This is a genomic window from Streptomyces sp. NPDC002825 (genome assembly GCF_040295385.1).
Classification (GTDB): Bacteria; Actinomycetota; Actinomycetes; order Streptomycetales; family Streptomycetaceae; genus Streptomyces.
Genome location: NZ_JBEOVH010000049.1, coordinates 1 through 12526, shown reverse-complemented (window position 1 = coordinate 12526; position 12526 = coordinate 1). Strand labels below are relative to the sequence as shown.

Below are 12526 nucleotides of genomic sequence, written 5' to 3'. Positions count from 1 at the left end.
CGGGCGTGCGTACGGGTGGGGGCCCGGGTTACGGGGCGGGGGCCGGGGTCGTCGGGGCCCAGGCCGCGCAGAGTGCGGCGCAGGCGGCCCGGCGGGCCTCGAAGTCGGCGAGGGCGGCGGTCACGGCCCGCTGGGCGGCGGTCTGGTCGGGGACGGCGGGGACGCCGTCCTTGGCGTCGACGACGACCAGGCCGGAGCCGCGCAGGACGGCGTCGCCGGTGCCCTTCTCGCTGACCTCGGCGGTGACGTACACCGAGGGGTACTGGCCGGTGACCGGGTCGCGCTGGAGGGTGTAGCCCATGGTGTTGTCGTAGACGCGGACGGTCAGGGTGTGGCCTTCCTCGGTGACGGTGGCGCGGCCGGCGTAGTCGATGGCGACGCCCCAGGGCTGGGTGGGGTCGATGTTCACGGTGTGCTCCTCGTGGTCTTCCGCGGGCGGTTCAGGTCTGGGCGCCGTGGATGAGCAGCGGCTGGGCGTAGACCGTGCCGGCGGTGGCCAGGGCCTGGATCTCGATGGTCATCGTCTGGCCGAAGCGGGTCTTCATGTCGCCGGGCAGCAGGCCGAGGTAGTCATAGGTGGTGCCGGCGGTGACGGTGGGGCCGAAGGGGGTGCCGTCGACGAGGACCCGCACCTGGCCGGTGCCTCCGCTGGAGGCCGCCGTGCCGATGGAGAGGCGCATCTTCGGCTGCCAGATGGGGTTGAGGCAGCGGGCGATGGTGGTGAAGGCGGCGGCGGTGGTGGAGGGCCACTTGGCCGTGTCGCTGGCCAGTGGCGGCATGAGCTGCAGCCAGGGGCGGGCGAGGCCGCCGGTCATGATGTCGTCGGCGAAGATCTCGTGGTTGTAGCCGTCGAAGATCCGGAACAGCGGCCGGGTGATGGTGACGCTGCCGGTGGTGGTCGGGGGACGGAACTCGTTGACGGCGGGACGGGTGTTCACGGCCGTGGACAGGGCCTTGATCCGGCGTTCCATCTGGTTGAGCCGGTCGATGATGTCCTCGGGCAGCTGGGGCATCAGGCCTCCTCGAGGTAGAGCTCGGCGGTGTCGGGGCGGCCGCGTTCCGGCGGGGTGACCTTGGCGCCGATGATGCGGTAGCGGGCGTCGAGGCCCTGGGAGTACCACTCGTCGGTGATCCGGATGCGGGCGACGCGGCCAAGGAGCTGCGGCGGGACGATCCCGCCGAGGTGGATGGAGACCGAAGGGATCACCACGGCGCCGCGGGCCTGCTTGAGCTCGGTGGCGGCCACCGAGTCGAGCGCGAGCGGGTCGGTGATCTCGTTGTGGTCCGAGGACAGGTCGATCAGCGGCCAGCCGTCCACGAGCAGGTCGCTGGCGTACTGCTGGGTGGAGTAGATCGGCCGGGACTCGGCGGCGGCGTTGGCGTTGGTGGAGGCGCCGCGGGCCAGGGCGGTGGTGCCGCCGCGGGTCGCGTCGTACGGGAAGGAGTACGACAGGATGACGCCGGGCCGGTCGAAGATCAGGTCGGTGGCACCGGTGACGATCTTGGGTTCGCCGACGCGGAGCTGCCGGATCCGCGAGCCGGTGACCGGGTCGCGGTAGACGAGGATCTGGTACTCGAAGCCGTTCTCGGTGGCGGCGAGCTGGTCGAGCGCCTCCAGGTAGACGGTCTCGTCGCCCTTGCGCCACGAGGCCGTCTTCTGGAACTTGGGGACCTCGTCGCCGAAGGTGATCCCGAGGCGGCGGGGGTCCTCGCCCGCGGGGGCGTCGGGGTAGCTCTGGAGGTCGAGCTCGCGCCACAGCCGGCGCACGATCTCCACCTGGTCGGTGGGGGTGTCGTACGTGATGTCGGTACGGATGCGGCGGCGTCCGGCGTACGAGTCGAAGGTGGCGGCCTGGATGCCGAGGGTCAGCACCCCGCGGCCGCTCGACTGCAGGGTGCTGGTCCAGACGATGCCGCCCCACCACAGGTCGCCGCCGCGCTCCAGGTAGACCGCGGTGCGGCCCTCGCGGACCTTCTTGACGCGGTCGGCGATGGCCTTGTCGGGGATGGGGATCGTGCCGGAGAGCGAGCCCGCCTTGCCGATGTAGTCGTCGAAGGAGACGTCCCGCAGGGGGAGGATGTCCAGCGTCTGGTCGGTGAGCAGGTCGCAGAAGATCGCCCGGTAGGGCGTGTCGATTGCCATCGATGGCCCCCCTTACAGGACGTAGGTGGCGGTGATGCGGATGTTCCGGCCGGCGGTCAGGACGCCGTTGGCGGACCAGGTGCGCACATGGACGTTGCCGTCGGTGGAGAAGGTGAAGGAGCCCTGGCCGTAGAAGTCGGTGCCGGTGGCCTCGTACGGGAAGGCGGGGCGCCAGCCCGTCGGCAGGGTGCAGAGCAGCTCGTCGGGGCTGAGGTTGCCGGCGGTGGTGGCGGTGAGGTCGGCGCCGTTGCGGGTCACCGTCACGGAGACGGTGGCCACGCCGCGGGTCCTGCGGCCCGCGAAGCCGACCAGGGTCCAGCCGGCGGCCGGGGTCGCGCCCGAGCTGGCCGTCTCGACCTCGACCGGCGGCTGGTAGGCCACCCAGGCGGTGCCGTTCCAGCGCTGGAGCTGGCCGCCGTTGTAGTCGCGGTACTGGCCGGGGTAGCTGCCGGTGGTGATCGTGCCGCTGGGCGCGATGCCGCCGATCTCCTTGGGGTAGGCGACCCACGCGGTGCCGTCCCAGCGCTGGAGGAAGTGGGCGTTGTCGTTGTCCTGGTACTGGCCCGGGTAGGCGCCGGCCACGCCCGCGTTGTTGTAGACGGGCAGGATGCCGCCGGCGGAGACGGTCGTGGTGCGCAGGTCGGTGGAGGCGCCGCCCACCCAGTCGATGCCGCCGGTGCCGGCGGAGGCGCCCTTCTTCACCTTCACCGAGAACAGCGTCAGGGAGCGGGCGGGCGCGGCCGGGGCGACCGGGGCGGCCGCCGGGGTGCCCTTGACGATCTCGATGCCGGCCTCGAACTTGCCGAGGGCGTCCACGTCGTTGTCGTAGACGCGGAGCACGACGAGGTCGATGCGGTCGTTGAGGGGGTCGCCGTCGGCGAAGGTGATGGTGATGTCCTCGTCGAGGGCGACCGGGTAGGCGCCGTCGGTGGTGGCGCCCTGGACGACGGCCTTGCCGTGGTAGACGGTGGCCGTCATCGGGCCGCTGGAGCTCATCCACAGGCCGCCGACCCGGAACTTGCCGTCGTACGTGCCGGGCAGGATGCCGGAGCGGACGCCGAGCGGGTTGACGGGGGTGGTGGCGCCGATGTTGGTGATGCGGGTGTTCTGGCGGGTCTGCCCGGTGGGCATCAGCCATCCGGAACGTACGGGCATGGTGGACTCCTGTCGGTGGGGCGGCGGGCGGGCGACCGGTCAGTACTGCGGGTCGACGCGGATGAACGCGTTGTCGTACCAGGCCTGGGCGCCCACGGTGTTGGCCACGAGCCGGTAGTAGAAGGTGAAGGTGTAGGTGAGGCCCGGGGTGAGGCCCGCCAGGCGCCGGTTCATCGACATCGAGCCGAAGTTCTCGTTGGAGGCGATCACCGCGTACTCGTCGTCCGGCTCCTGGATGACGTTGCTGCCCTGCGTGAGGCGCAGCGCGAGGTACCCGTAGTAGTCCTTGTGGGAGCGCATCCGGGCGCCGAAGTGGACGAGCACGGACTTCGACGACGGGGCGACGAAGGACAGCGAGACCGGGTTCTGGACCGTGTCGAGCAGGGTGCTCGTGTACGTGCTCGACGTCGTGTAGCCCGCGTCCGTGAGGTCCGTGTAGTACGGGCCGGGGAACGCCGGCTTCCAGTTGGCGCCGTCGTAGCGCTGGAGCTCGCCGTTCGAGCCGTCCCGGTACTGGCCGGTGTAGCTGCCCTGGAGGGTGGACGCGGAGGACGGGACGATGCCGCCGACCGCCTCCGGGTAGGCGACCCACTTGCCGCCGTCCCAGCGCTGGAACTGGTTGTTGGCGGTGTCCTGGTACTGGCCCGGGTGGGCGCCCGGAAGCACCGGGCCCTCGACCGGGAGGATGCCGCCGAGCGAGACGACCGGTGTGCGCAGGTCCTTCAGGGCGGTGCTCCACGGGATGCCGCCGTTGCCCGCGCTGGCGCCGGCCGGGACCGTCACCTCGTACAGGGCGAGGCTGCGCGGCGGGGCCACCGGCGCCTTGGGGGCCTGGCCGGGGACGCCCTGGATGATCTCGACCTTCGCCTCGTTGCGGCTGCTGCCGTCGTACAGGTTGTCGTAGACCTTCAGGACGACCAGGTCGATCCGGCCGTACTGGGCGTCGCCCGCGGCGAAGGTGACCTGCTCGGCGGCCGGCAGGGCCACCGGGTAGACGCCCTGGGAGATGTCGCCCTGGATGACGGCCCGGCCCTCGGAGACGGTCGCCGTCATCGCGGAGGCCTTGTCCATCCAGAAGCCGGACAGCCGCCACTTGCCGTCGTAGGAGCCCGGCAGGATGCCGGAGCGGACCTGGACGGGGTTGACCATGGTCGTCGCGCCGACCTGGTTGAGGCGGGTGTCCTCGCGGGTCTGGCCGGTCTCGGCGACCCAGCTGCTGCGCAGGTTCATGGGGTTCTCCAAATCGGGGTGAGGGAAGGGAGGTTCAGGACCGGATCCACTGGGCGGAGAGGGTGGTGTAGTAGCCGGAGCCGCCGAGGGTGCGGACCGCGGCCGCGGCGTTGTGGTAGCCGGCGAGCTGGACCACGTTGCCCGCGGTGAGCTTGACCAGGCCCTCGCCGCCGACGCTCGTGGCGCCCGTGGACGCCGCGGTCATCCAGGTCATGCGGGCGTAGCCGACGCCGCCGACGAGGAGGCGGGCGCCGCGGATGCCGCTGGTGGAGTCGCCCATCCAGTTGACGTTGGCGCCGACCCGCCACCAGCCGGTGCGCGGGACGACGAAGCTGTCGGTGCCGTTCCAGCCGTTGAAGTCGTCGATGTCGACGCTGTTCAGCGTGATCGTGGTCCACGCGTTGGCGGGGACGCTCTGCATCGTCGTCTGCGAGACGCTGAAGAGGATGGTCGCCTTGCCCTCGGCGTACTGCCAGGCAGCGCCGTCCCAGCGCTGCAGGACGCCGGCGTTGTCGCGGTACTGGCCGGTGTAGCTGCCGGTGGTCGCCGTGCCGTTCGGGGCGATGCCGCCGAGCGCCTTCGGGTACGGGACCCAGGCGGTGCCGTCCCAGCGCTGCAGCTGTCCCGAGACGTCGCGGTACTGGCCCGCGTACACGCCGTTGAAACCGCTGGTCGGCATGATCCCGCCGAGCGCGGTCATCGGGTAGTGCTTGGTGGTGACGACGCCCGGGGCCGTCCACTGGATGCCGCCGGTGCCGGCGGACGTGCCCGCCGGCACCGAGACGGTGTACAGCTGCAGGGAGCTGCCGGGACCCGAGGCCGGGACCTGGGGGGTGGCCGCGGGCGTGCCCTTGACCAGCCGGATCACGGCGTCGGTGGAGCCGCTCTTGTCGTAGGTGTCGTCGAGGACGGCCAGCTCGATCACGTCGATCCGGCCGTACTGCGGGTCGCCGTCGGGGATGGTGAGCGTCTCGGGGGCGGTCACCGCGATCATGTACGCGCCCTGGGCGGTCTCGTAGCCCTGGAGTACGGCCCGGCCGGTGCCGATGGTGCACTGCATCGCCGAGCTGCCGGTCAGCGCGAAGCCGCCCGGCACGATGCCGGGCCGCGAGCGCAGCGGCGGCGAGGTGGCGCTCGCTCCGCTGGGGGTGAGCAGCGCGGACAGGGTGAGCCGGGTGTCCTCGCGGGTCTGGCCATTGGACTGGAGCCAGGCGGCCCGTACCGTCATGGGTTCACTCCTTCGTGGGTCTGCGGGTCAGGCGGGGGCGTCGGTCACCACTCGGCGCTGCGCCAGCGGACCGTCATCAGGGCCTCGGGGGTGGCCGCGTCGGGACGGAACGACAGCTCCGTACGGCCCGGTTCGAGGAGGAACAGCTCCTCGGGGCTGGAGTCGGCCATCGCGGTGTGGCGGCGGGAGGCGGTGTTGTTGAGCATCACCGTGCCGTTGGCCGTGTCGACGACCAGCTCGTCGCCGGCGGCCAGGTCGATCGCGTACCGCAGCCGGCGCTTGGAGACCCGCTCGGTGACGGTCGGCATGGAGCAGGGGCCGCGGAAGACGATCACCGGGTGCGTGGCGGCGGAGCCGGTGTTCTCGGCGACGGCGTCACCGGTGGACTTGGCCTGGCCCCAGTTGAGCGGCCAGGACAGCGGCCAGGTCAGGCCGGACTCCGGCTGCGGGGGAGTGGTGGAGGCGGACTGCTCGTTGACGCCGTAGCGGCGCGGGTCGGAGGCCAGCCACTGGATCGACATCTTCGAGCTGGCCTGGGTGGCGAAGCCCTGGTCGGCGGGGACCACGCGCTGGGCGATCCGGGCGCGTACGGCGAGGAGTTCGCCGTGCAGCCGGACGGTGAGCCAGCGCTCCTCGTCGAGCAGGGCGAGCGACTGGCGCAGGGCGCGGATGGCCCCGGCCGCGCCGGAGTACTCCGGCATCAGCACGACCGTGCCGCTGATCTTGCGCGGCTTGGCGTACCGGGAGCCGGGCCAGGCGCCGTGCGAGGTGGGCCGGTCGGCGTCGGAGGAGTCGTACTCGGGCAGGTCCTCCCAGCCCTGGAGACCGGACCGGTCGACGTTGAACGGCGTACCGGGGCCGATGAGAAGCCCGGCCCACTGGATCTGCCCGTCCTGGGTGATCAGTGAGCCGGGCGCGAGGTCGGCGGTGAGGGTGTTTCCGTCGTATGTGGTTGTGGTCTCGGCCATGGGGCCGTCACCTCACTTCTGAGGGGCTGTCGGTGGGTGGTGCGGGTTTCAGCCGTGGGCCGCGAGGAGGAAGAGCAGGTCCTCGGCGGTCGACCGCGGGCCGGCGCCCGGGTCCTCGTGGAACTCCGCGATGCGGTGGGTCTGCCGGGGAGCCTCGTGGAGGGCCGGGACGCGCCGCTGTTCGAGGACGGTGAGCGGGTCGATGCGCGGTGCGCTGTCGGCGCCGGGGAAGACGACACCGCCCTCGGCGAGCATCGGGATCTTGTCGATGTCGACGCCGAAGTGCTTGCCGAGGAAGTCGAAGCTCAGCTTGTTGAGCCCGTCGATGATCCAGTTGGCGAAGGCGATGAGGCCGTTGATCGGGCCCTTGACGACGCCGAGCACGGCGGTCAGGGCGCCCTTGATCAGCTCACCCATGCCGTGCAGGGCCTTGCCGACGGCGTCCTTGGCGTGCCGGAAGAAGCCCGGGATCTTGTCGGTGATGAAGGACAGGATCGGCTTGACGGCGTTCTTGATGCCGCCGATCGTGCGCGAGGCGATGCCGCGCAGGGCGTTGCTCGCGGAGGTGACGGTGGAGCGGACTCTGGAGATGCCGCTGATGGCGGAGCCGATGAGCTTCAGCGCGGTCTTGAACAGGGTGAGGTAGGCCTTGAAGTAGGTCCCGACGGCCTGGCCGATGAGCTTGATGACCGGCTGGAGGAACTTCCAGACGGACTGGAAGCCCTTCAGCGCCTGCTGCATGACCTGCTTGATGATCTTCTGGCCGGTCTCGCTGTTCACCGCGTACTCGATGAGCCAGGAGATGACCGGTACGAGGATGCCGAGGATGAAGCCGAGCGGGTTGCCGCGCATGGCGAGGTTGACGCCGGTCATGGCGACCGAGGCGATCTCCATCACCGTGCCGTAGGTGTCCATCAGCTTGGTGATGGTGTCGACGAAGGGCAGCAGCGGGAGGATCATCTCCAGGAGCATGCCGACGGCGGGGCCGGCGAACAGCCCGGCCACGGTCCCCGCCTTGCCCGCCGCGACGCCGATGCGCCGGAAGCCGTTCGCCGCCCGGGACCGCTGGATGCGGCGGACGGAACCGACGGAGCCGGACGCGTTCCTGCCGAGGGTGCGTACGGAGGTGCCGGCCGTACGCAACCCGGTGGCGAACCTGTCCAGCCCGCCGGACGCCCGCTGCGCGTCCTGCCTGAGCCGCTGCAGTCCGTCGCCCGCCTGGCCGAGGCCCCGCCTGAGGGAGGTCATCGCCGGCAGGGCGCGGCGGAACGGGTTCGGGAAGGCCGCGACGGCACTCATCCGCGTGCCTTCGCCAGGTACATCAGCGCGTCCGCGGTGGACTGCGGGTCGCTGTTACGGGCCGCGTGGTAGTGCTCGATGTGCAGCCCGGCACCACCGCCGCCGTGGCCCCCCTGCAGCTGCGCCGTCATGCGGGCGCGGCGGGCGGTCATGGCGAGCAGCCGGTCGAGCTTGGACAGCGGCAGGACGGCCTCGGCCTCGCCGGCCTCGGCGAGGATCGCCGGGACACCGCCGCTGCGGGGCATGACGACACCACCCGTGGCGAGCATGGGGATGGTGGGGATGTTGACGCCGAAGGTCTTGCCGCCGACGATCGGGACCCAGCCGGGGACGCTGACCTTGACGCCGTTGACGGCCCTGATCATGCGGTTGATCAGGCCGATGACGGCGTTGATCGGGCCGGACACGCCGCTCTTGATGCCCTCGAACGCCCGGGACGCGATGTCCTTGAGGCCGTTCCAGATGGAGGACATCTTGTCCTTGACGGCGGTGAAGGCGTTCGGGATCGCGGACTTGATCCAGTTGACCACCGGGGTGATGACGGCCTTGATGCCGTTCCAGACGGCGCCGACGACCGCCTTGATCGCCTTCATGACGGTCGTGATGACCGTCTTCCAGATGTTGACGTAGGTCTTGATGACCGTGGCGACGGCCTTGACGACGGTGGAGATGGCCTTCTTGATGCCGTTCCAGACCGTCTTGATCAGGTCGCCGGCCTTCTTCATGATCGGGCCGACGGCCTTCATGACCGCGCTGATGACGACCTTGATGCCGTCGAAGGCCTTCTTGAGGATCTTCTGCATCGTCTTCGACTGCATCGCCATCTCGACGATCTTCTCGATGAGAGGCATGAAGAGTTCGATCAGGCGGGCGAGCAGATTGCCCTTCATGGACTTGTTGAGCTTGTCCTGGCCCTTGGACGCCTTGCCCGCGCCGGACTCGTACTTGCCGAGCTTGGTCCCGGCGGTCTCGCCGGCCTTGCCGGCCTTGGTCATGGCCTTCTCGGCGTTGTCCGAGGAGGTCTTGAGGTTCTTGAGCTGGCCGCCGGCGCCGTCGGCGCCCGACTTGAGGTTCTTGAGCTGGCCGGACGCGCCGTTGCCGGCGTCTCCGATCTTCTTGATGTCGCCGGCCGCTCCGGAGGCCTGCGTCTTGAGGTTGCGCAGGGTGTCGGCGGCCTTCTTCGAAGCGCTGAAGAGAGACATGGGTTACCTCCTTCCGAGGGGGTGGGGGTCAGTTGGTGGGGGCGATTTCCTGGGCGGCGCGGCGAGCGGCCAGCTTGAGGTCGTTGAACGCCTGGGCCACGTTCCTGCCCGCGTCGGCGAGCTGCGAGGCGGCTCGGGCGGACGTGGAGAGGGTGGCGGCGTCGGGGAGGTTCCGTGGCTGGAAGTGCCGCTGGGCGCCGGAGAGCTTGCCGACCGCCGTGGCGAGCTCCCGCATCTTGGTGGGATTCGACTTGGCGACGGTCTTGTTGATCTTGTCGAGCTCGCGGTGGTCCGGCGTCTTCTGGGGGTCGAACTTCTCCAGGGCGTCGGCGAGCTGCCCCACCTTGGTGGGGTTGGAGGCCGTGACGGCGAGGTTGATCTTCTCGACGGCCTTGGCGGTCTTGGCGATCGCGCGGGCGCTCGGCAGCTTGTCGATGTTGGTGAGGAAGTCGGGGGCGTGCTGGTTGAACGTGTCCAGGTGCGGGTTGAGCAGCTGGAGCTGGTAGCGCAGCGGGGCGAAGTTCGCGTTCCGCGGGATCGCGGCCAGGTTGCCGCCGGCGGCGTCTTCCCGGTTCTCGACATCGGTCCGGTTCTGGAGCCGGATGCCGCGGCCGGTGTTGGAGGTGGCCAGGACCCGGCCGTTGGTGTTGCCCATCAATCGGGCCGGCAGCTGCTGGATGTCCCGCTGAAGTTTGACCACCCAGGCCGTCAGGATGACGCCCATCGCGGGAATCATGAGACCCACGATGGCTGAGCCGAGGTACCAGCCCCACTTGGTGTCGGCCCCGCTCCTGCTCTCGTAGTACTTCTCGAGCGCGGCGCCGAAGCCGTCCAGGCCCATGGCCTCCAGGAACTCGGACTTCTTCGCCTTGGTGAGCTCGTCGTACATCGACTGGAAGTGCTCGGTCCACTTCTCCGGCAGCTGCTTCTGGAAGAACTGCTCGGTGACGAGCGGGGTCCCGTCCGACTTCGTGAGGTAGGTCCTCAGGTTTTGGATGTCGGTGGATATTTGCTTGTTCGTCGGTTCGTCTGCCATGGATTGCTCCGCTTCCGGCCGGTGACGGCCAAGCGCCGAAAAGCCCCTGCCGACATGGAGCTTCGGCAGGGGCTCGTGCGTGGGGGCGGGCGGTCGGGCGGCTAGGCGTCCTCGTCCCGGCGGGAGCCGCGGCGGACCGTCGCGAGGGCGTCGTTCCAGCCCGCCGTGTACGCGAGGGTCTCGTAGCGGCTGACCTCGGCGTACAGCGTGCCGAGCAGCGCTCTCTTGTCGAGGGCGACGGGTCCGTCGAGGAGCTGGCGGAGGCGGTCCTGGAGCGGGATGTGCGGTCGCGATGCCTCGGCCTGCTGAGTCATGGACGCCTGCCTTCCGGTTGCTTGCCCGTGCGTGCGTGGCGGCGCCGCGGAGTGAGGCGGGGGCACCACATGTTCGAACTACTGTGCGAACAGAGTTTGGAACACCTGTTCGGGGTTTGTCGAGCGGGAAACGTCTGACGGCGTGTCTTCTTGCCGGTTCTCCGAGGGGGTTGGTCCTCGAACAGAGCCTGTGTTCGACCGGGTACTCTGGAAACCGCGTTCCCCGGACCTGACACATTCGGGGAGCCGGGGGCGCGAGGGGCGCGTGGGGACCCCAGGGGGTTGGAAGGCAGTGCTGACGCATGGACACGGAGCCGGCAGGTAACCGGCGCGAGCAGGTCATCGACTGGCTCGAATCCCACCCTGATCTGCCTCATCTCTTCGCACGGCTCGCCGAGCTCGTCCACGTCGCCGGGTACGCCCCGGAGGACCTCGTCGTGCTGCCCCGTGCCGAGGTCGACCGCCGCGAGACCGCCGCGTTCACCGCCGGCTGGGCCGAGGCCGTCTCCGACGAACTCCCCCGCATCCGCAGGGAGTACGAGAAGCGCGTGGCCGACGCGTACGCACAGGGTCAGGGTGACGCGCGTGGAATACGCCGCCCGCAGCGGCGTACGGACGCCCCTCACGAGGGTGCCCGCGTCATTCCGCTGCCCTTCGCCCGGCTCATGGAGCCCCCCGCCGTGGTGGTCGACGCCGAGGAGCGCGTACGGCGGGAGCGCGAAGCGTTCGAACAGCGCCCCGAGCCGGAGTACGAGCCGGAGCCCGCGCCCGTACCCGCGCCCGCGCCGGAGTACGAGCCCGAGCCCGAGCCGGAACCCGCGCCCGAGCCCCTGCCCGAGTCCGACCCGGAGGGCCGGGTGGGCGCCCAGGAGAGCCGCCCCCGCAGGAACCCGCAGCCCGTGAGGAAGGTCGTCCGGGGCAAGGGCGGCCGTCCGATCGTGCCGCCGCTCAGCGGCGTACCCGGTCAGCCCATGGGCACCCCCGAGCGGCGCGGCCGCCGGCTCTCCGAACGGGCCAGGAGCCTGGAGGAGGAGCTGGCGGCCGAGCGAGCACAGGAAGCGCCCCCGGACCCCGCTTCCTGACGGGAGCGGGACCGGGGGCGAAGGGGCGTCAGCCGAAGAAGCGGGCGAGGGCCGAGGGGGAGACGGCCGGGTTCTCGGTCGGCTCGCCTTCCTGCTCCTCCTCGCCCTCGTCCGTGAGGCCCGGACGGGGGACCGGCTTCGGCGGATCGGGAGTCTCGTCGTCCTCGCTGGAGTTGACGCACTGGAACATCCAGTTGGCGGCGGCCAGGTGGTCCACCGTGGCGGCGAGGAGATGGTCGGTGAGCGACCACTCCGCCGACTCGCCGTGGATCTCGCGCTGCACCGCGCCGTCCGCCGGAAGGTGCTTGATCAGCACCATCAGCCGACGGCTGGACAGCTCGCCCCGGTGCCAGTCGAGGAGATCGGTGGCGTAGTAGCGGAGGAGGTCCGCTTCGAGGGCCTCGGCGTGTTCGTCGACGAACTCGACGAGGCTCAGTCTTCCCCCAGGCCGAGCCCGGTCTCCTTGCCGTAGGCCTCCAGGATGGCGGCGATGTCCTGCACCGTGAGGTCGTGCTCCTCGAAGCGGACGTACTGCTCCTCGCCCATCAGGAGTTCGAGCAGACCGTCCACGTCGTTGTCGTCGAGCTTCCGCAGGGCCTTCGCGGTCTTGCGGGAGAGCTCGGTCGGAAGCGTGTAGGACTCGCCGTCCAGCTCGAAGGACCAGGTGCGGCCGTGGGCCTCCAGGCGCTGGGCGCGGGCGGCGTTGACGTCGAAACGGGCCATGGTGATGCGTACTCCTTGTTCGCGTGGGTGAGGAGGAGAGGGGGCGGGGCGGGACTCGATGAGCGGCTTGGCCGCCACTCCTGAACCACCGAATGCGAAGGCCGAGGCCAGGGCGAGTCCCAGGCCGGCGCTTCTCCCCTGAGACG

Annotated in this window: 14 protein-coding genes; 1 reads left to right on the top strand and 13 read right to left on the bottom strand. The window is 70.4% G+C overall.

The genetic code is table 11. The features are described from left to right. Positions 1-28: 28 nt before the first annotated feature. From ABT041_RS36820 to ABT041_RS36770, 11 genes are all read right to left on the bottom strand, one after another. A complete protein-coding gene (locus tag ABT041_RS36820) occupies positions 29-409 on the bottom strand; it encodes an ATP-binding protein (protein WP_351192938.1) in 381 nt (126 codons plus the stop codon). Between the two features lie 31 nt (positions 410-440). Beyond that, positions 441-1013, bottom strand: coding sequence for a hypothetical protein (locus tag ABT041_RS36815; RefSeq protein WP_351192936.1), 573 nt, complete (start codon positions 1011-1013; stop codon positions 441-443). Beyond that, complete coding sequence (locus ABT041_RS36810) at positions 1013-2143, bottom strand: hypothetical protein (RefSeq protein WP_351192934.1); 1131 nt, start codon at positions 2141-2143, stop codon at positions 1013-1015. Before ABT041_RS36810 ends, ABT041_RS36815 begins: the two co-directional genes overlap by 1 nt. A gap of 12 nt (positions 2144-2155) precedes the next feature. Continuing rightward, the gene (locus ABT041_RS36805; RefSeq protein WP_351192932.1) at positions 2156-3298 is read right to left on the bottom strand and encodes a hypothetical protein; all 1143 of its coding nucleotides are present in this window, start codon (positions 3296-3298) and stop codon (positions 2156-2158) included. Positions 3299-3337: 39 nt separating this feature from the next. Continuing rightward, positions 3338-4528: a hypothetical protein gene (locus tag ABT041_RS36800; protein WP_351192929.1), complete on the bottom strand. Its 1191-nt coding sequence runs from the start codon at positions 4526-4528 to the stop codon at positions 3338-3340. 34 nt (positions 4529-4562) lie between these two features. Next, the gene (locus tag ABT041_RS36795; RefSeq protein WP_351192927.1) at positions 4563-5756 is read right to left on the bottom strand and encodes a hypothetical protein; all 1194 of its coding nucleotides are present in this window, start codon (positions 5754-5756) and stop codon (positions 4563-4565) included. Between the two features lie 44 nt (positions 5757-5800). After that, on the bottom strand, positions 5801-6724 hold the full coding sequence (locus ABT041_RS36790; RefSeq protein ID WP_351192925.1) for a phage distal tail protein: 924 nt from the start codon (positions 6722-6724) through the stop codon (positions 5801-5803). Between the two features lie 48 nt (positions 6725-6772). Further along, a complete protein-coding gene (locus tag ABT041_RS36785) occupies positions 6773-8023 on the bottom strand; it encodes a phage tail family protein (protein WP_351192923.1) in 1251 nt (416 codons plus the stop codon). Continuing rightward, positions 8020-9225 (bottom strand): phage tail protein, encoded by a 1206-nt coding sequence (locus ABT041_RS36780; RefSeq protein WP_351192920.1) that lies wholly within the window; start codon positions 9223-9225, stop codon positions 8020-8022. The genes ABT041_RS36785 and ABT041_RS36780 overlap by 4 nt, the downstream gene beginning before the upstream one ends. Positions 9226-9253: 28 nt before the next feature. Further along, complete coding sequence (locus tag ABT041_RS36775) at positions 9254-10261, bottom strand: hypothetical protein (RefSeq protein WP_351192918.1); 1008 nt, start codon at positions 10259-10261, stop codon at positions 9254-9256. Between the two features lie 101 nt (positions 10262-10362). Further along, positions 10363-10575 carry a hypothetical protein gene (locus tag ABT041_RS36770; RefSeq protein WP_351192915.1) on the bottom strand — a complete coding sequence of 71 codons (213 nt, stop codon included), beginning with the start codon at positions 10573-10575 and terminating at the stop codon, positions 10363-10365. A gap of 302 nt (positions 10576-10877) precedes the next feature. Between ABT041_RS36770 and ABT041_RS36765 the strand changes: the two genes are divergently transcribed. Beyond that, positions 10878-11657 (top strand): hypothetical protein, encoded by a 780-nt coding sequence (locus ABT041_RS36765; protein WP_351192913.1) that lies wholly within the window; start codon positions 10878-10880, stop codon positions 11655-11657. Positions 11658-11685: 28 nt separating this feature from the next. Here ABT041_RS36765 and ABT041_RS36760 read toward each other — a convergent pair whose 3' ends face one another. Beyond that, positions 11686-11976, bottom strand: a complete 291-nt coding sequence (locus tag ABT041_RS36760) for a hypothetical protein (protein WP_351192910.1) — start codon at positions 11974-11976, stop codon at positions 11686-11688. 113 nt (positions 11977-12089) lie between these two features. Beyond that, complete coding sequence (locus ABT041_RS36755; RefSeq protein ID WP_086832297.1) at positions 12090-12380, bottom strand: hypothetical protein; 291 nt, start codon at positions 12378-12380, stop codon at positions 12090-12092. Positions 12381-12526: the final 146 nt, after the last annotated feature.